Source organism: Neorhizobium tunisiense (assembly GCF_039631515.1).
Classification (GTDB): Bacteria; Pseudomonadota; Alphaproteobacteria; order Rhizobiales; family Rhizobiaceae; genus Neorhizobium.
This window is the reverse complement of sequence record NZ_JBDIUU010000005.1, coordinates 86623-104260: the sequence shown is the minus strand read 5'-3', so window position 1 is coordinate 104260 and position 17638 is coordinate 86623. Positions and strand designations below refer to the sequence as shown.

General features: G+C 62.4%; 14 protein-coding genes. 8 read left to right on the top strand and 6 right to left on the bottom strand.

Going from position 1 to position 17638, the window contains the following annotated elements:
* The first annotated feature begins 113 nt into the window (after window positions 1-113).
* Window positions 114-1238, top strand: a complete 1125-nt coding sequence (locus tag ABCW43_RS18675; RefSeq protein ID WP_345927142.1) for an ATP-dependent DNA helicase — start codon at window positions 114-116, stop codon at window positions 1236-1238.
* 33 nt (window positions 1239-1271) lie between these two features.
* Here ABCW43_RS18675 and ABCW43_RS18670 read toward each other — a convergent pair whose 3' ends face one another.
* Window positions 1272-1961 (bottom strand): MerR family transcriptional regulator, encoded by a 690-nt coding sequence (locus ABCW43_RS18670; RefSeq protein ID WP_345927140.1) that lies wholly within the window; start codon window positions 1959-1961, stop codon window positions 1272-1274.
* Between the two features lie 340 nt (window positions 1962-2301).
* Here ABCW43_RS18670 and ABCW43_RS18665 point away from each other — a divergent pair, with 340 nt between their 5' ends.
* Window positions 2302-3054: a pyridoxine 5'-phosphate synthase gene (locus tag ABCW43_RS18665; RefSeq protein WP_345927138.1), complete on the top strand. Its 753-nt coding sequence runs from the start codon at window positions 2302-2304 to the stop codon at window positions 3052-3054.
* On the opposite strand, the gene ABCW43_RS18660 is transcribed toward ABCW43_RS18665, so the two are convergent.
* The 3 genes from ABCW43_RS18660 to ABCW43_RS18650 form a co-directional block, all read right to left on the bottom strand.
* On the bottom strand, window positions 3051-4001 hold the full coding sequence (locus tag ABCW43_RS18660) for a bifunctional helix-turn-helix transcriptional regulator/GNAT family N-acetyltransferase (protein WP_345927136.1): 951 nt from the start codon (window positions 3999-4001) through the stop codon (window positions 3051-3053). The genes ABCW43_RS18665 and ABCW43_RS18660 overlap by 4 nt on opposite strands.
* A 59-nt stretch (window positions 4002-4060) precedes the next feature.
* Window positions 4061-4777 (bottom strand): aspartate/glutamate racemase family protein, encoded by a 717-nt coding sequence (locus ABCW43_RS18655; RefSeq protein ID WP_345927134.1) that lies wholly within the window; start codon window positions 4775-4777, stop codon window positions 4061-4063.
* Between the two features lie 77 nt (window positions 4778-4854).
* Window positions 4855-5739 carry an SDR family oxidoreductase gene (locus tag ABCW43_RS18650; RefSeq protein WP_345927133.1) on the bottom strand — a complete coding sequence of 295 codons (885 nt, stop codon included), beginning with the start codon at window positions 5737-5739 and terminating at the stop codon, window positions 4855-4857.
* A gap of 147 nt (window positions 5740-5886) precedes the next feature.
* Here ABCW43_RS18650 and ABCW43_RS18645 point away from each other — a divergent pair, with 147 nt between their 5' ends.
* The 4 genes from ABCW43_RS18645 (at window position 5887) to ABCW43_RS18630 (ending at window position 10644) form a co-directional block, all read left to right on the top strand.
* The gene (locus tag ABCW43_RS18645) at window positions 5887-6297 is read left to right on the top strand and encodes a winged helix-turn-helix transcriptional regulator (protein WP_345927131.1); all 411 of its coding nucleotides are present in this window, start codon (window positions 5887-5889) and stop codon (window positions 6295-6297) included.
* Between the two features lie 251 nt (window positions 6298-6548).
* Window positions 6549-7910, top strand: a complete 1362-nt coding sequence (gene glmU, locus ABCW43_RS18640) for a bifunctional UDP-N-acetylglucosamine diphosphorylase/glucosamine-1-phosphate N-acetyltransferase GlmU (protein WP_345927129.1) — start codon at window positions 6549-6551, stop codon at window positions 7908-7910.
* Between the two features lie 120 nt (window positions 7911-8030).
* On the top strand, window positions 8031-9857 hold the full coding sequence (gene glmS, locus ABCW43_RS18635) for a glutamine--fructose-6-phosphate transaminase (isomerizing) (RefSeq protein ID WP_345927127.1): 1827 nt from the start codon (window positions 8031-8033) through the stop codon (window positions 9855-9857).
* 91 nt (window positions 9858-9948) lie between these two features.
* Entirely contained in the window at window positions 9949-10644 is a 696-nt protein-coding gene (locus ABCW43_RS18630; protein ID WP_046667647.1) for a DUF502 domain-containing protein, read from the top strand.
* Here ABCW43_RS18630 and recG read toward each other — a convergent pair.
* Window positions 10641-12746 carry an ATP-dependent DNA helicase RecG gene (recG, locus tag ABCW43_RS18625; RefSeq protein WP_345927125.1) on the bottom strand — a complete coding sequence of 702 codons (2106 nt, stop codon included), beginning with the start codon at window positions 12744-12746 and terminating at the stop codon, window positions 10641-10643. The two genes, ABCW43_RS18630 and recG, sit on opposite strands and share 4 nt — an antisense overlap.
* A 90-nt stretch (window positions 12747-12836) precedes the next feature.
* Between recG and ABCW43_RS18620 the strand changes: the two genes are divergently transcribed.
* On the top strand, window positions 12837-13166 hold the full coding sequence (locus ABCW43_RS18620; RefSeq protein WP_345927123.1) for an FAD assembly factor SdhE: 330 nt from the start codon (window positions 12837-12839) through the stop codon (window positions 13164-13166).
* An 11-nt stretch (window positions 13167-13177) separates the two neighbouring features.
* The gene (mfd, locus tag ABCW43_RS18615) at window positions 13178-16684 is read left to right on the top strand and encodes a transcription-repair coupling factor (protein WP_345927466.1); all 3507 of its coding nucleotides are present in this window, start codon (window positions 13178-13180) and stop codon (window positions 16682-16684) included.
* Here mfd and ABCW43_RS18610 read toward each other — a convergent pair whose 3' ends face one another.
* A complete protein-coding gene (locus tag ABCW43_RS18610) occupies window positions 16685-17623 on the bottom strand; it encodes a DMT family transporter (protein WP_345927121.1) in 939 nt (312 codons plus the stop codon).
* Between the last annotated feature and the right edge of the window lie 15 nt (window positions 17624-17638).

The window sequence follows — 17638 nt, the reverse complement described above, 5'->3', positions numbered from 1 at the left end:
AGAAAGGTTGGGACGGTCCTCCGGAGGGCTGCGACGGCGCTCATCCCGGTCTTTGATTCATCTTTCGTTCTTTTTTGGTTGCGCTTGCCTGCAGAATCCTGCCAAGTCCTGCCATGCAATTTGCACCGCAACAGGACGAGGCCCTCAAGGCCGTTTCGCAATGGCTGAAAGAGGGCCGCAGCCAGGTCTTCCGGCTGTTCGGTTATGCGGGCACCGGCAAGACCACGCTTGCCAAACATTTCGCCGAGAATGTCGATGGCGAGGTGCTGTTTGCGGCCTTCACCGGCAAGGCGGCGCAAGTTCTTCGCTCGCGCGGAGCGCGCAACGCCAAGACGATCCATTCGCTGATCTACCGGCCGCGCGGCGAGGAAGCGGTCGAGGACGATGCCGGGAAGACGTCGATCTCACCGATGTTCTCGATCAACCGGCAGAGCCCGGTCGCCAAGGCGGCGCTTATTATCATCGACGAATGTTCGATGGTGGACGAGGCGCTTGGCAAGGACCTGATGAGTTTCGGCACGCCGATCCTGGTGCTCGGCGATCCCGGCCAGTTGCCGCCGGTGACCGGCGGTGGCTTCTTCACCGAGCAGGACCCGGATTACCTGCTGACGGATATCCACCGCCAGGCGCGTGACAACCCGATCATCCAGCTCGCCATGAACGTGCGCGAAGGCAAGGAGATCATGTATGGCGACTACGGTACCGCCAAGGTCATCTCCCGCAACGAGGTGACCCAGCCGCTGGTGATGGAGGCGGACCAGGTTCTGGTCGGCACCAACAAGACCCGCAAGCGCTACAATCAACGGCTTCGGGAGCTGAAAGGTTTTACCGCGGACTATCCGCAATCCGGCGACAAGCTGGTCTGCCTGCGCAACGATCCGGCCAAGGGCCTGCTCAATGGTTCGCTCTGGCAGGTGATGAGTTCGTCGCGCGAGACGGTGAAGCCCGGCATCAACCTGATGATCCGGCCGGAAGACGACGACATGGATCGCGGGGCTGCCAAGATCAAGCTCCTCAAGCAGGCGTTCGAGGAGCAGGAGGGTGAAATCCCCTGGACGACCCGCAAGCGTTACGACGAATTCGACTACGGTTACGCGCTGACCGTCCACAAGGCTCAAGGGTCGCAATGGAACAATGTCGTGTTGTTCGATGAAAGCTGGGCGTTTCGCGACAGCCGGGAGCGTTGGCTTTATACCGCGATCACCCGCGCGGCAGAGACGCTGACCATCGTTCGATAAGAGTTTGGCGTCCGCCGAAAGTTCGCCGGCCGATCAGTTCGGCACGAAACCGAGCAGCATTGCCTTGGCGACCGCCTGAAAGCGGTTGGTGGCCTGGAATTTCTGGATGATGTCATCCTCCATCCGGCGCAGGTCCTCGAATTCGAGATTGAGGGCGCGGGCCAGGCGTGGCGCCGAATATCCTTCGGCCATCAGGCCCAGGCACTGTTTCTCGACATCGCTCAGGACCAGCGACATGGGCCGGGGCCTAACAAGCGCCTGGTCTTCTTCCTCGGCAATCAGCAGGCTTTCGATCTGCTGCATCTGCCGGCGGATGTTGGAAATGTCGGCGGTAAGCTCCCGCTTGCGCCGTGCCAGCATGTTGTGGAACATCTCGTCGGCTTCCGCCTCCGAGGTCGCGCCTGCAAGCTCTTCCATCAGTTCCTGGATGACCGCAACGGGAATGCCGATTTCGCGGCAGGCATTGATGACCGCCATGCGATGGATCTGAACCCTGTCATAGACCCGCATGGCGCCGGAGCGGCGGGCGATGATCAGGCCCTTTTCCTCGTAGAAGTGAAGGGTGCGATGGGTGACGCCGAAGAGATCCGCCATTTCGGCGATCGCCACCGGCTGGGTGGGCATTTCAAAAGGGAGTGAAACCTGGGGGAGATAAGAGAAATGACGGGCTGCTCCCGCAAGGGGCGCACTTTCGGTCATGGCCTGCATGATATCGGTCTGCATCGAGTCCCCTTGCGCCTGAGTTTGGCGTCGCGGTCAAATCTGCACCTACAGGTTGCGACCTCGTGTCGGCTTCCTGGATGGAACCTCGGTACTGAAAATGCGGACCCGATTGAAATGGATGGCAGAATTCGCTGTTCAAACCGTATTCCGCCGCCTTTTGGCCTGCCCGGCGAACTCTGTTAGTTATAGATTAGCTAAAACTTTAGGAAATGGTAGCCCCGGTTGCCTCGTGAATTCTCGTCCATCAAAACTCTTTATAGGTGCATTTTCCCAAGCCTGGTGGCATTGCGAAGGCGTATGGCCTAAAAGCGGATCGATTTCTCAGAGACCGGGTGTTGCAATGCCGACCAAGCTTTCCGTCAACCTCAATGCCGTCGCCATGCTGCGCAACCGCCGGGATCTTCCCTGGCCGAGCGTCGAGGGGCTGGGGCGCATCGCGCTTCAGGCGGGCGCGGCCGGCCTGACCGTGCATCCGCGCCCCGACCAGCGCCATATCCGCTTCACCGACCTGCCGGTTCTTCGGGCGCTGATCGACGACGAGTTTCCTGAGGCCGAGTTCAATATCGAGGGTTATCCGAGCGAGGATTTCCTGGCGCTCTGCGAGGCGACCCAGCCGGAGCAGGTGACGCTGGTACCGGACGATCCGGCCCAGGCGACCTCGGATCACGGCTTCGATTTCCGCGCCACGGGCGAGATGCTGAAGCCGATCGTGGCCCGGCTGAAGAAGGGCGGCATGCGGGTGTCGCTGTTTGCCGATGGCGACGGCGATATCGAGGCGGTGAAGCTTGCAAGGGCAACGGGTGCCGATCGCATCGAGCTCTATACCGGTCCCTATGGCGGCTGTTTCGACCATCCCGAGCTCGGCGCGGAGATCCTTGAAAAGCTCGGCCGGACGGCGGATGGGGCCTTTGCCGAAGGGCTTGGCGTCAATGGCGGCCATGACCTGACGGTTGCCAACCTGCCGGCGTTGGTGAAGCGCATCCCACAAATGGCGGAGGTCTCCATCGGCCATGGCCTGACGGCGGATGCGCTGGAATACGGCATGGCGGAAACCGTGCGCCGCTTCCGCCGCGCCTGCGGACAGACGGTCTAGTTCGACGACGATAGCTTTGCCTCGCAGAGGTCCAGCACCCAGGTCTGGCCGTTGCATTCCGGTCCGAACATGTGGTGCTTTTCCTCCGCGACCAGCTTGAAGCCGGCCGTTTCGTAGATGCGGACTGCGGCTGTCAGGATATCGTTGGTCCAGAGCGACAGCTTTTTGTAGCCGGCTAATGTCGAGAATTTGATGCATTGTTCGACCAGCGTCCGGCCAAGGCCAAGGCCGCGGGCGGCCGGGTCAAGATAGAGGAGGCGGAGCTTGGCGGTGTCGCCGCCGCCGTCGGCCACGACCACCGAGCCGACCCGTTTGCCGCCGCGTTCGGCGATCCAGCAGCGCTCCCGTTCCGGGTTGAAGTTGGCGATGAACTTGCCGGCAACTTCGGCGACCAGGCCCTCGAACTTGTCGTTCCAGCCGTATTCCCGCGCGTAGGCAACCGCCTGGGCTTCAATGAGCCAGCCCATGTCGCCGATGCGGTGCGGACGGATGACAACCGGTGGGGAGGGCGTTGCCGCTTGCGGGTCGAGAATGGTGCGGATCGCCCGCATGGAGTCGATCAGTTTTTCATGGCCCAGCGCGTCCACTCCCTTGAGATCGTTCGCAATCTGCCGGCGGGAGCGTTCGCCCAGCGTCTCGTATTCGGCTTGTCCCTTGTTGGTGACAATCAGGATCTGGCTGCGCTTGTCGTCGGGGTCCGGCTCGCTGTCGATAAAGCCGGCCTCGCGGAATTTCTTCAGGAGCCGGCTGAGATAGGCGGGATCAAGGCCGAGATCGCGGTTGAGCTCGGTCGCAGACACCCGCTTGCGGGCGCCCATCTCGTAAAGAATGCGCGCCTCGGTCAGCGTGTAGTCGGTGTCGAGATAGCCCTTGGAGAGAATGCCGAGCTTGTTGGTGTAGAAACGATTGAAGGCGCGGACGGCGTCGAGAACGGCAGGATCGGTCATCGGCAGAATCTCCATTATGCAGATTCTGTCCAATATTTACTTGACTGAGTCAAGTAAGCTTACGCTGCTGCCCGTTTTGCCGGCGCCTGGCCGAGCGCGAAATCGACTGCGGCCGTGGCGTGGACGGCGGTGGAGTCGACGCCAGGAAGCGGCAGGCCGGAGGGGTCGAGGAGGAGGCAGATTTCCGTGCAGCCGAGGATGATGCTGTCGGCGCCTTCAGCCTTTGCCTTCTCGATCATGGCGATGGCCCGGGTGCGGGAGGTGTCGAGAACCGTTCCGGCGCAGAGTTCGTGGAATATAATGTCATGGATGTCGGTTCGGTCTTCCGCGTCCGGCACCACGGCATCGACGCCGAGCATCTTCATTCGCTCGATATAAAAACCGTGCTCCATCGTATAGCGGGTTGCAAGCAGGAGCGGGCGGTTCAGCCCTTTCGATGTCAACGCCTTGGCGGTCTCATTGATGACATGGATGAGCGGAATGTCGACCGCGGCCTGCACCTCCGGGGCCACGAGGTGCATTGTGTTGGTGCAGATCAGCACGCATTCCGCTCCGGCCACTTTCAATCCGCGGGCGCTTTCCGCAAGATGCTCGGCCGCCAGATCCCAGCGGCCGGCCTTCTGCATGTCGACGATTTCGGCAAAATTGACGGAATGGAGCAGCAGATCGGCCGACGCAAAACCACCGAGGCGTTCGCGCACCATCTCGTTGATCAGCCGATAATACACAGCGGTGCTTTCGAAACTCATCCCGCCAATCAAGCCGATTTTGCGCATTTTTTCTCCAAACGAGATGGAATTTGGCAACTCCATCTCATTATCGTGAAATTTGGAGAGCCGCAATCGGCGAGAGGCTAAGCGGCGAGGGCGGCCTTCTGTGTCTCGAAATAGTCGGCGAGCGTCTGCGGCTTCCGGCCCGTCAGCATCTCGTAGTCGCCCGTCAACTGCTCGAAATTGCCGGCGCGGATATTGGCATCCGCCGAGACGAGCATGGCGACGACGAAGGCGGGCAAGCCGGCGCCGGTAAGGCCCTGGGTCAGCTGTTCGTCGGTGACATCAACGACGTCGAGCGGCTTGCCGGCGGCGGCAGATGCACGGGCGGCGATTTCTGCGGCCGTCAGGGATTCCGGGCCGGTGAGGGTGAGGATGCTGCTGCCGGCTGGCGGATTGGCAAGCGCTGCGGCCGCGGCACGGGCACAATCATCGCGGCTGAGCGTGGTAATCTTGCCGGTACCCACGGACGTGTACCATTTGCCGACCTGAAGATTATGCGGCATGCCCATCAGATAATTGTCGTGATACCAGGAATTGCGCAGGATCGTGTAGCCGACGCCGCTTGCCTTGATGGCCTCTTCTGTACCGAGATGATCGGGTGCGAACGTGACCAGCGACTTGTCCGGGTTCGGCAGGGACGTATAGACGATGTGCTTCACGCCCGCCTTTGTGGCGCCGGAAACGGCGTTCCTGTGCTGTGTGATGCGCTTGCCGGGCGTCGCAAGTTCGTCGGTGGAGATGATCAGTACGCGGTCGACGCCGGTGAATGCTTTCACGAGCCCGGCTTCGTCGTCGAAATCGGCTGTGCGGGTTTCCACACCGCTGGCGGCAAGGTCGGCGAGCTTGTTGGGATCACGGCTGGCAGCGACGATGTCGGTGGCGGCGACCTTGGATGTCTCCAGCAGGTGACGCAGCACTGCGCGGCCGAGGTGGCCGGCGGCGCCGGTGACGAGAAGTTTGGTCATGAGGTCTTCTTTCCTGGCAATGGCCGGCCTGCAGGCGCGGCAATGATCGTTAGTCTCAAAAAGAGACTAGCACTAGAATAAGAATTGACTTCGATCTGTAAAGGAGGCAGTTTCGAGGGAGATCGTTACTTCAAGGGAACCAACTCCATGGCCCTCAATGCAAGCCGCAAGCCGGTCCTGGACGGCGAGGAATGCGATATGTCCGGGTGGGACATGAATAACTGCCCGGTCCGCGACGTCCTCGACAGGATCGCTGGCAAATGGTCGACTCTGCTTCTCGAGGCCTTGGCGCGCCAGCCCTATCGCTTCGGCGAGCTTCGCCGGCTGGTGCCGGATATCTCGCAGCGGATGCTGACCCAGACTTTGCGCGACCTGCAGCGCGACGGTTATATCGAACGCGAGGTGTTTCCGACCAAGCCGCCGAGTGTCGAATACCGGATGACCGATCTCGGACGCTCGCTCTTTGAGCCGCTTTCCAAGGTGTTGCGATGGGCGGAAGCCAATCACCCGTCAGTCAAGGCCGCGCGCGTGAAATACGACGAGAGCGAATTGGCTTGATGTGAAAGGCGCTCCGGCTGGGCTTACCGCTGATACGGTGCGGTAGCAACCGGACCAGACCCGATCCGTGCTCGAAACATATCCCATGAAGATGGCCGCATCGGTTTCGATGCGGCCATCCGAGTGATTGGGTCTGCTTCTCACGCAGGCTGTCGGGCGACCTTTTGTTTCCGCCGAACATAAGGCGTTTATCGCGCTTCAATCATCTTGCTGTTATGAAGCGCCAAAATGCTTGAGAAGGAGAAACCCTTATGAGCCGTTCCTGCCTTGCCGTCATCCTCGCCGCCGGCGACAGCACACGCATGAAATCGTCGATGTCGAAAGTGCTGCATCCGATCGCCGGCCGGCCGATGATTGCTCATGTGATGGCGGCGGTGGCATCGACGGGCGTCACCGACGCGGCTCTGGTGGTCGGCCGCGATGCGGACGGGGTTGCCAAGGCCGGCGCGGTCGAGGGTGTTACGGTCGAGGCCTTCCTGCAGACCGAGCGTCGCGGCACGGGCCATGCGGTCCTGGCGGCGAAACAGGCCATCGCCCGAGGTTACGACGACATCCTGGTCGCCTATGGCGACGTCCCGCTGGTCACCTCGGCTCCCTTCGCCGAGGCGCGCGAGAAGCTGGCCGCCGGAGCAGATGTCGTGGTGATCGGTTTTCACACCGACAAGCCGACCGGTTATGGCCGGCTGCTGGTGGAAAACGGCGAGTTGATCGCCATCCGCGAGGAGAAGGATGCGACGGAGGACGAGCGCAAGGTGACCTGGTGCAATAGCGGGCTGATGGCGATCAACGGCCAAAAGGCGTTGTCACTTCTGGAGGGCATTACCAATCAAAATGCGAAGGGCGAGTTTTACCTGACCGACATCGTGGAAATCGCGCGCGCGGCAGGCGGCAAGGTCGTGGCAGTCGATGCCCCGGAAACGGAGGCTGCCGGTTGCAACAACCGGGCCGAACTGGCCATGCTCGAAAAACTCTGGCAGGAACGCCGGCGCCATGAATTGATGATCTCGGGCGTCAGCATGATCGCGCCGGAAACCGTCTTCCTTTCCTATGATACCGAGATCGGCCAGGACGCGCTGATCGAGCCGAACGTCGTTTTCGGCCCGGGCGTCAGGATCGACAGCGGGGCGGTGATTCACTCGTTTTCCCATATCGAGGGCGCGCATGTGAGCGGCGGCGCGACCGTCGGACCTTTCACGCGGCTCCGCCCCGGCGCCGATCTTTCCGCAGGCTCCAAGGTCGGCAATTTCTGCGAGGTCAAGAATGCCAGGATCGACGAGGGGGCCAAGGTCAACCACCTGACCTATATCGGCGACGCATTCGTTGGTGCCCATTCCAATATCGGCGCCGGCACGATCACCTGTAACTACGATGGCGTCAACAAGCACGAGACCCGGATCGGCGCCAACGCCTTTGTCGGATCGAACTCGTCGCTCGTCGCACCCGTCTCGATCGGCGATGGCGCCTATGTCGCCTCGGGAAGCGTCATTACCGAAAATGTCCCGGCCGATGCGCTGGCGCTTGGCCGTGCCCGCCAGGAGGTGAAGCGGGAGCGCGCGAAAATCCTGCGCGAGCGGGCGCTCGCGCTCAAGGCCGCCCGGAAGGCGCAGAAGTAACCCGGCCATTAACATTTGCGCGTTACTTTCCGACATCGAAAGTGACCGGCGGGCCGATTGCGCAAAACCAGCAATCGGCTAGGAGTTCGCGCGGGTGTCACGAAGCGAAAAGGGTCGTTCATGTGCGGAATTGTCGGGATCGTCGGAAATTCGCCGGTGGCGGCGCGTCTGGTCGATGCGTTGCGAAGGCTCGAATACCGCGGTTATGATTCCGCCGGCGTGGCGACCATCCACGAGGGCCGCATGGATCGCCGCCGTGCCGAAGGCAAGCTCTTCAATCTGGAAAAGAGGCTCGATGCCGAGCCGCTGCCCGGCACGATCGGCATCGCCCATACCCGTTGGGCGACCCATGGCGTCCCGAACGAAACCAACGCCCATCCCCATTTCGTCGATGGCGTGGCGGTCGTCCACAACGGCATCATCGAGAACTTTTCCGAGCTGAAGGATGAGCTGCTGGCCGAAGGCGCGGTCTTCGAGAGCCAGACCGATACGGAAGTCGTGGCACACCTGCTTGCCAAATACACCCGCCAGGGCCTCGACCATCGCGCCGCCATGCTGGCGACGCTGAACCGCGTTGCCGGCGCCTATGCGCTGGTGGTGATGTTCGAGGACGACCCAGGCACGATCATGGCCGCCCGTTTCGGACCGCCGCTCGCAATCGGCCACGGCCGCGGCGAGATGTTCTTAGGCTCCGATGCGATCGCGCTGTCGCCGTTCACCAACGAGATCACCTATCTGGTCGACGGCGATTGCGCCGTCATGACCCACAAGGGCGCCGAGATCATCGACTACGACGGCAGGTCGGTGAAGCGGCAGAGCCAGATTTCCCAGGCGTCGGCCTTTATGGTCGACAAGGGCAATCACCGCCATTTCATGGAGAAGGAAATCTACGAGCAGCCGGAGATCATCTCCCATGCGCTCAGCCACTACATCGACTTCGCCGCCCATACGGTGAAGGCGAACGATACGGCGATCGATTTCGGCAAGATTTCCGGTCTGGCGATCGCTGCCTGCGGCACGGCCTTTTTGTCCGGCCTGGTCGGCAAATACTGGTTCGAGCGTTATGCGCGCCTGCCGGTCGAAATCGACGTCGCCTCCGAATTCCGCTACCGCGAATTGCCGCTGTCGCCGTCCCAGGCCGCGCTGTTCATCTCCCAGTCCGGCGAAACCGCCGATACGCTTGCCTCGCTGCGCTACTGCAAGGACAACGGCCTCAAGATCGGCGCAGTCGTCAACGTCCAGGAATCGACCATCGCCCGCGAATCGGATGCGATCTTCCCGATCCTCGCCGGCCCGGAAATCGGCGTTGCCTCCACCAAGGCCTTTACCTGCCAGCTCGCGGTTCTTGCCGCACTCGCAATCGGCGCCGGCCGCGCCCGCGGCACGGTGACGGCGGCCGACGAGAAGGCGATGGTCAGGCATCTCGCCGAGATGCCGCGGATCATGAGCCGGGTGCTGAACGACATCCAGCCGCAGATCGAATCGCTGTCGCGCGAGCTGTCCCGCTTCAAGGACGTGCTCTATCTCGGCCGCGGCACCAGTTTTCCGCTTGCCATGGAAGGCGCGCTGAAGCTCAAGGAGATTTCCTACATCCACGCGGAAGGTTATGCCGCAGGTGAACTGAAGCATGGCCCTATCGCGCTGATCGACGAGCATATGCCGGTGATCGTTATTGCGCCGCATGACCGCTTCTTCGAAAAGACCGTTTCCAACATGCAGGAAGTGGCGGCACGCGGCGGCAAGATCATCTTCATCACCGACGAAAAGGGTGCGGCGGCGTCCAAGCTTCCCACCATGGCGACGATCGCATTGCCGAATGTCGACGAGATCATCGCGCCGATGATCTTCTCGCTGCCGATCCAGCTTCTTGCCTATCATACGGCGGTGTTCATGGGGACCGACGTCGACCAGCCGCGCAATCTGGCGAAATCCGTCACGGTGGAGTGATATCCACCGGCTTTTCCTTGCATCGCAACATCGCATCCGGCATTGTCGCATCAATGATTGCGGCAATGCTTAAAGTATGCAGGGAAACCGAATGAGCGACAGTCCAGAGCGAATATCGCTGGCCGGCCGTCTCAGGAACAACTTCCTAACCGGCCTTATCATCTGCGCGCCGCTTGCCATCACCATCTGGCTCACCTTCACCTTCATCGACTGGGCGGATAGCTGGGTTACGCCCTATATTCCGCAGCGCTACGATCCCCAGTATTACTTCAACATCACCATTCCCGGCACCGGCCTGCTGATCGCGGTGGTGTTCATCACCATCATCGGTTTTCTCGGCAAGAACCTGATCGGCCGTTCGATCGTCAAGTTCGGCGAATCGATCCTGCACCGCATGCCGTTGATCCGCAGCATTTATAAGAGCATCAAACAGATCTTCGAGACGGTGCTGAAGGAACAGTCGACCTCCTTCAAGCGATGCGGGCTGATCGAGTTTCCGAGCCCCGGCATGTGGGCGCTGGTGTTCATTTCCGGCGACGCGCAGGGAGAGATCGCGGCAAAGCTCAATGCGGACGGTGAGGAAATGGTCGGTGTCTTTCTGCCGCCGACCCCGGTTCCGACCGCGGGGTTCCTGATGTTCGTGCCGAAGAGCAAGATCATCATGCTCGACATGACGCCGGAAGAAGGGGCCAAGCTGCTGATCTCGGGCGGCCTGATCGCACCGGATTACAAGCCCGTTCCCGGCGCGCCGACGGCGGTCCTGCCGGCGCCGAAGATGCAGGCCTAGCCTGCTCTCAGGAACCGGATCGCCTCGTCACGGCGATGGAGATAGAGCAGCGCGCGCATGTTCTGGCCGCGCTCGCTGGTCAGTTCCGGATCCCGTTCCAGCAGATAGGCCGCATCCTTGCGGGCAATTTCCAGCAGGTCCGCATGTGCTTCCAGGCTGGCGATCCGGAAACCGGGCGTGCCGGACTGGCGGGTGCCGAGCAGCTCGCCTTCGCCGCGCAGCTTCAGATCCTCCTCGGCGATCAGAAAACCATCCTCGCTGTCGCGCAGGATCGAAAGCCTGGCGTGGCCGGTTTCGCTGAGCGGTCCCTTGTAGAGCAGGATGCAGGTCGATGCCTCGTCGCCGCGCCCGACGCGGCCGCGCAGCTGATGCAGCTGGGCAAGCCCGAACCGTTCGGCATGTTCGATCACCATGATCGTCGCATCCGGCACGTCGACGCCCACTTCGACGACCGTGGTCGCGACCAGCAGCCGGATCTCGCCGGCCTTGAAGGCGCCCATCACTGCGTCCTTTTCCGGTCCGCTCATGCGGCCATGGATCAGACCGACATCGCGGCCGAGTTCCTTGGCGAGCACCGCATAACGCTCTTCCGCCGACATCAGGTCGGAGACATCCGATTCCTCGACCAGGGGGCAGATCCAGTAGGCTTTTTTTCCTTCACCGATCGCGCCCCTGAGCCGGGCAACGATGTCGCCGATACGCTCGGTGGGAATGGTGACCGTCTGGATCGGCTTGCGGCCTGCCGGTTTTTCGGTGAGCTTCGAGACGTCCATGTCGCCAAACGCAGCGAGCACCAGCGTGCGGGGAATGGGCGTCGCCGTCATCACCAGCATATGAGGGGAAATTCCCTTGGCCGTCAACCGCAGGCGCTGATGCACGCCGAACCGGTGCTGCTCGTCCACCACCGCGAGCATCAAATTGTGATAGTTGATCGCATCTTGAAAAAGCGCGTGGGTGCCGATGATGATCTGCGCTTCGCCGGAGGCGATCCGCTCGATGATCTGGTCGCGCTCACGTCCCTTGGTGCGGCCGGTCAGCACTTCGACCGTCACGCCTGCAGCACCGGCGAGCTTCGAGATTGTCGCAAAATGCTGGCGGGCAAGGATTTCGGTCGGCGCCATCAGCACCGCCTGGCCACCGGCCTCGACGGCGGCGGACATGGCGAGCAGCGCCACCAGCGTCTTGCCGGCGCCGACATCGCCCTGCAGCAGCCGCAGCATGCGGTCTGCGCCGGCCATGTCCTTGATGACGTCCTCGACCGCCGCTTTCTGGCTCGGCGTCAGCGAGAAAGGGAGGTTGGCGATGATCTTTGCGGCAAGATCGCCCTTCACCCGGATCGGCTGGCCCGGAACCTTGCGCACCTTCTGGCGCACCAGCGACAAGGATACCTGGCCGGCGAGGAATTCATCATAGGCAAGCCGGCGGCGGGCAGGGGCCTGCGGATCGATATCCGCCGCATCGCGCGGATCGTGCAGCCTGCGAAAGGCCTCCGCCACGGAGGGAAAACCCTGGCGCGAGGCCAGCGCAGCACCCGCCCATTCCGGCAGGTCCGGCATGCGGGCGACGGCGCCGTCGATCGCCTTGCGCAGCACTTTCGGCGTCAGGCCAGCCGTCATCGGGTATACCGGCTCCACCAGTGGCAGGTTTTCAGCCTCGGAGGATTTTACGATGAAGTCCGGGTGCACCATCGAGGGCCGGCCGTTGAACCAGTCGACCTTGCCGCTCACCATCACCATCTCGTCGATCGGCAGCGACTTTTCCAGCCAGTTGCCTTTGGCACGGAAGAAGGTGAGCGCCAGTTCACCGGTGTCGTCATGCAAGAAGACGCGATAGGGCATATTGGATTTGCCGGGCGGTGGCGGCTGATGCCGGTCGACCCGGCCTTCGATCGTGACAATGGCGCCCTGCGGCGAAAGCGCGATGCCCGGCCGGTTGCGTCGGTCGATCAGCGAGGAAGGGGCATGGAAAAGCAGGTCGACCACACGGCAGTCGTCCGGGTCCTCCCGGCCGGTGACGCGGGCGATCAGTACGGCGAGCTTCGGCCCGACACCGGCAAGCGAGGCGACGGGCGAGAACAGCGGATCGAGTATGGCGGGACGCATGGCGCGCAAAATGCGATGGATTTTGCCCATTTGGCAAGGTGACGAGGGCGGAAAAGCATCCTATATGAACGGCAAAACAAGGACACGGCCATGACAGGACTATCCCGCACCAGCGCGGATCTCGACCCGCGCCGCCGGCGCATCCTCTACCGCTGCTGGCATCGCGGCATAAGGGAGATGGACCTGGTTTTCGGCAGCTTTGCGGAAGCCGAGATTGCCAACCTTGGCGAAGCGGAACTCGACGAGTTCGAGGCGATCATGGGCGAGGACGATCACGACCTGCATGCCTGGATCACCGGTGCGCAGGCCTTGCCGGAAAACCGCAATACGCCGCTCTTTGCGCGCGTCGCCGCCTATAAGCCGGACTTCGATCCCGTCACCAAGGCCTCCCTGCAGGCAAGGCTCGGACATACAATATGAATTCTGGCCAGATGATCCCCGGATTCGACGCAAAGAGGATTGCGGCGGCACAAAGCCCGCTGACCATAGGCAACGTGCCGCCGGGCATGGAACCGCTGATCCTGGCCGAACTCGCTCGCGCCGGCCAGGCGGTCGCCTATGTCATGTCGGACGGCCAGCGCATGCTAGATCTGGAGCAGATGCTCTCCTTCGTGGCGCCGGAAATCCCGGTCCTGACGCTGCCCGCCTGGGACTGTCTTCCCTATGACCGCGTCTCTCCGAGTGCCGATGTCTCGGCCCGCAGACTGGCCGCCCTCTCCGGCCTGATCTCGCATGCCAAGAAGCCGCATTCGGCGATCGTTCTTGTCACCGTCAATGCGATGCTGCAGAAGATCGCTCCTGCCGAGATCATCGAGAGCCTAGCGTTTTCGGCCAGACCCGGCAATCAGATCCGCATGGACGATATTGCCGCGCGGCTGGAGCGCAACGGTTTCGAACGCGTCGCAACGGTGCGCGAAGTCGGCGAATTTGCGGTTCGCGGCGGCATTCTCGATGTCTTCGTGCCGGGCACCGAGGAGCCGGTGCGCTTGGATTTCTTCGGCGACACGCTGGAATCGATCCGCTCTTTCGATCCGGCCAGCCAGCGCACCACCGGCCAGGCACGCGCCCTCGACCTCAATCCGATGAGCGAGGTGACGCTGACGCCGGATACGATCAGCCGCTTCCGCAAGAACTACCTGTCGCTCTTCGGTGCCGCGACCCGCGACGACACGCTCTATCAGGCGGTCTCGGAAGGCCGGCGTTATCCCGGCATGGAGCACTGGCTGCCGCTGTTCTACGACGGGCTCGAAACCGCTTTCGACTATCTCAAGGGTTTCCGGGTCGTCACCGACCATACGGCGCGCGAGGCGGCGAACGAACGCTCGAAGCTGGTCACTGATTACTACGAGGCACGGCGTGATTCAGGCACTCAGGGCAAGGGGGCTGCCGCACAGGCCGCTCCCTACAAGCCCGTCGCGCCGGGCCAGCTTTATCTCAACGGCAAGGCGTTTGCCGGAGCGCTCGATGCGGTCAATGCCTTGCGCCTGACGCCCTTCAACGAGATAGATGCAGACGGTCGCCGGGTGGTGACTTTGGATGCGCATGCCGGTCCGCGCTGGGCGAAGAACCAGACGGAGGAAAAGGATCGCGACGAACGCGTCAACGTCTTCGACCTGGTCGTCAAGCATATCGCCGACAAGCGCGCCGAAGGTATCAAGGTTCTGGTCACCGGATGGTCGGCTGGTTCCCTCGACCGTCTTTTGCAGGTGCTGGACGAGCGTGGCCTGAAGCGTATCCGCCAGATCGACAAGCTTGCTGATCTCGACAAGCTTGAACAGGGCGAGGCGGCGTCCGCCGTGCTCAGCCTCGAAGCCGGTTTCGAGACGGACAGGATCGCCGTCATCGGCGAACAGGACATCCTCGGCGACCGCATGGTCCGCCGCGGCAAGCGCCGCAAGCGCGGCGCCGATTTCCTGACCGAAGTCGCCGGTCTCGACGAAGGGTCGCTAGTCGTCCATGCGGAACACGGCATCGGCCGGTTTGTCGGACTGGTGACGATCGAGGCCGCCGGGGCGCCGCGCGCCTGCCTGGAACTGCATTACGCCGATCAGGCAAAACTCTTCCTGCCGGTCGAAAACATCGATCTCCTGTCGCGCTACGGCTCGGATGCGGCGGAAGCGCAGCTCGACAAGCTCGGCGGCGGCGCCTGGCAGGCCCGCAAGGCCAAGCTCAAGAAGCGGCTGCTCGACATGGCGGACGCGCTGATCCGCATCGCCGCCACACGCATTACCCGCCGCGCGCCGGTTCTGACCACGCCGGAAGGGCTTTACGACGAATTCGCCGCCCGCTTCCCTTATGACGAGACCGAGGACCAGGCGAGCGCCATCGATTCTGTGCGCGACGATCTCGGCGCCGGCCGGCCGATGGACCGCCTCGTTTGCGGCGATGTCGGTTTCGGCAAGACGGAAGTGGCGCTACGCGCCGCCTTCTTCGCGGCGATGAACGGCGCGCAGGTCGCCGTCGTCGTGCCCACCACGCTTCTTTCGCGCCAGCATTTCAAGACGTTTCGCGAGCGTTTTCGCGGATTGCCGATCAAGGTCGAGCAGGCGTCGCGGCTGGTGCCCGCCAAGGAACTCGCCCAGACCAAGAAGGACCTCGCCGAAGGCAAGGTCGATATCGTCGTCGGCACCCACGCGCTGCTCGGCGCTGGCATCCAGTTCGCCAATCTCGGCCTGCTGATCATCGACGAGGAGCAGCATTTCGGCGTCAAGCACAAGGAACGGCTGAAGGAGCTGAAGAGCGACGTTCACGTCCTGACGCTGTCGGCGACGCCGATCCCGCGCACGCTGCAGCTTGCCATGACCGGTGTGCGCGAACTGTCGCTGATCACCACCCCGCCGGTCGATCGCATGGCGGTCCGCACCTTCATCTCGCCTTTCGATCCGCTGGTCATCCGCGAAACGCTGATGCGCGAGCATTATCGCGGCGGCCAGAGTTTCTACGTCTGCCCGCGGCTCGCCGACCTTCCTGAAATCCAGGCCTTTCTCCAGTCCGATGTTCCCGAGCTCAAGGTCGCGGTCGCTCACGGCCAGATGGCGGCGGGCGAACTCGAAGACATCATGAATGCCTTCTACGACGGCAAATACGACGTGCTGCTCTCGACCACGATCGTCGAATCCGGTCTCGACGTGCCGACCGCCAATACGCTGATCGTTCACCGGGCCGACATGTTCGGCCTGGCGCAGCTCTATCAGCTCCGCGGTCGTGTCGGCCGTTCGAAGGTGCGCGCCTTCGCGCTCTTCACGCTGCCGGTCAACAAGACGCTGACGACGATGGCGGATCGCCGTCTGAAAGTGCTGCAGTCGCTCGACACGCTCGGCGCCGGCTTCCAGCTCGCCAGCCACGATCTTGACATCCGCGGCGCCGGCAACCTGCTCGGCGAGGAACAGTCCGGGCATATCAAGGAAGTCGGCTTCGAGCTCTACCAGCAGATGCTGGAGGAAGCCGTGGCGGAAGTGAAGGGCGACGACGAGATCACCGATACCGGCTGGTCGCCGCAGATTTCAGTCGGCATCACTGTGATGATCCCGGAAAGCTACGTGCCCGACCTGCATCTGCGCATGGGACTCTATCGCCGTCTCGGCGAACTCACGGAGCTGTCGGAGATCGACGGTTTCGGTGCGGAAATGGTCGACCGTTTCGGGCCGATGCCGACCGAGGTGCAGAACCTGTTGAAGGTGGTCTACATCAAGTCGCTGTGCCGCAAGGCCAATGTTGAGAAGCTCGACGCAGGCCCGAAGGGGATCGTCGTCACCTTCCGCGACAAGCAGTTCCCGAACCCGGCCAATCTCGTCGGTTATATCGCCAAGCAGGGGACGATGGCCAAGATCCGTCCGGACCACAGCGTGTTTCTCACCCGCGACCTCCCGTCGCCTGAAAAGCGGCTGTCGGCCGCGGCCCAGGTGATGACCCAGTTCGCCGAGCTGGCAAGAACGTGATCAATTGTCGGATTGTGCTTCCGGCTTCGTAACGCCGGCGGCCTGGGGATCGGTCGCCACGGATGCGGGCAGGGGCACGTCGCGTGCCCGCTCGCGCGCCAGCGTCAGAAGGCCGGAGCCGATGATCAGCACGATGCCGATCAGCATCGGCAGGTCGATCTTGTCGCCGAAGATGAGATAGCCGAACAGGATCGCCCAGAGCATCTGGCTGTATTGGGTTGGCCCGATCACGGCGGCGGGTGCGTGATTGGCGGCATACATCAGCCACACGGTGGCCAGCGCTCCCAGCAGGCCGTAGCCTGCAAGCATGGCCCATTGCGGCAGGGTCGGCCAGTGGAAGTCCGGGATCATCAGCACGCCGAGGATGACGAGAACGCCGAGAACGCCAGCGCCGTAAAGCGAGATGTTCTTCTCCGAAGGTCCTATGGCGCGATAAACGATGATCGAGATCGCCCCGGAAAGCCCTGCAAACACCGCACCGACATGCCCCACCGAAAGCTCGCGGAAACCGGGGCGCAATATCACCAGAACGCCGATGAAGCCGATGATCACGGCGCTCCAGCGCCGGATTCCGACCGTCTCCTTGAGGAACAGCACCGACATGATCGTAACGAAGGAAGGCAGCAGGAAGATCAGCGCGAAGGCTTCCGCCATCGACAGATAGGTGAAGGCCGCAACACTGCCGATCGTCCCCACGGCCGCGGAGAAGAAGCGCAGGACCCATAGGGGCCGGTTGGTGCTTCTCACGACGTCGAGCCAGCGGTCGCCCGGCTTCATCAGATAGGGAAAACCGGCGAGCATGAAGACGGCGCCGAAAAAGCCCATTTCATAGGGCGTCAGCGCGCCCTCGATCATCTTGACGCTGGCATCGCTCCAGGAATAGGCGGCAAAGGAGGAGAAGGCGAGGAGGACGCCTTTCAGGGTCTGGTCGGTACGCACGCGGTCTGTCCGTTC

Excerpts from the sequence above, each read along its gene's own strand:
- ABCW43_RS18660 (WP_345927136.1), bottom strand. The coding sequence starts at position 4,001 with ATGACCGATCCTGCCGTTCTCGACGCCGTCCGCGCCTTCAATCGTTTC.
- ABCW43_RS18665 (WP_345927138.1), top strand. The coding sequence starts at position 2,302 with ATGCCGACCAAGCTTTCCGTCAACCTCAATGCCGTCGCCATGCTGCGC.
- ABCW43_RS18645 (WP_345927131.1), top strand. The coding sequence starts at position 5,887 with ATGGCCCTCAATGCAAGCCGCAAGCCGGTCCTGGACGGCGAGGAATGC.
- glmS (WP_345927127.1), top strand. The coding sequence starts at position 8,031 with ATGTGCGGAATTGTCGGGATCGTCGGAAATTCGCCGGTGGCGGCGCGT.
- ABCW43_RS18670 (WP_345927140.1), bottom strand. The coding sequence starts at position 1,961 with ATGCAGACCGATATCATGCAGGCCATGACCGAAAGTGCGCCCCTTGCG.
- ABCW43_RS18675 (WP_345927142.1), top strand. The coding sequence starts at position 114 with ATGCAATTTGCACCGCAACAGGACGAGGCCCTCAAGGCCGTTTCGCAA.
- mfd (WP_345927466.1), top strand. The coding sequence starts at position 13,178 with ATGATCCCCGGATTCGACGCAAAGAGGATTGCGGCGGCACAAAGCCCG.
- ABCW43_RS18655 (WP_345927134.1), bottom strand. The coding sequence starts at position 4,777 with ATGCGCAAAATCGGCTTGATTGGCGGGATGAGTTTCGAAAGCACCGCT.
- ABCW43_RS18630 (WP_046667647.1), top strand. The coding sequence starts at position 9,949 with ATGAGCGACAGTCCAGAGCGAATATCGCTGGCCGGCCGTCTCAGGAAC.
- glmU (WP_345927129.1), top strand. The coding sequence starts at position 6,549 with ATGAGCCGTTCCTGCCTTGCCGTCATCCTCGCCGCCGGCGACAGCACA.
- recG (WP_345927125.1), bottom strand. The coding sequence starts at position 12,746 with ATGCGTCCCGCCATACTCGATCCGCTGTTCTCGCCCGTCGCCTCGCTT.
- ABCW43_RS18620 (WP_345927123.1), top strand. The coding sequence starts at position 12,837 with ATGACAGGACTATCCCGCACCAGCGCGGATCTCGACCCGCGCCGCCGG.
- ABCW43_RS18650 (WP_345927133.1), bottom strand. The coding sequence starts at position 5,739 with ATGACCAAACTTCTCGTCACCGGCGCCGCCGGCCACCTCGGCCGCGCA.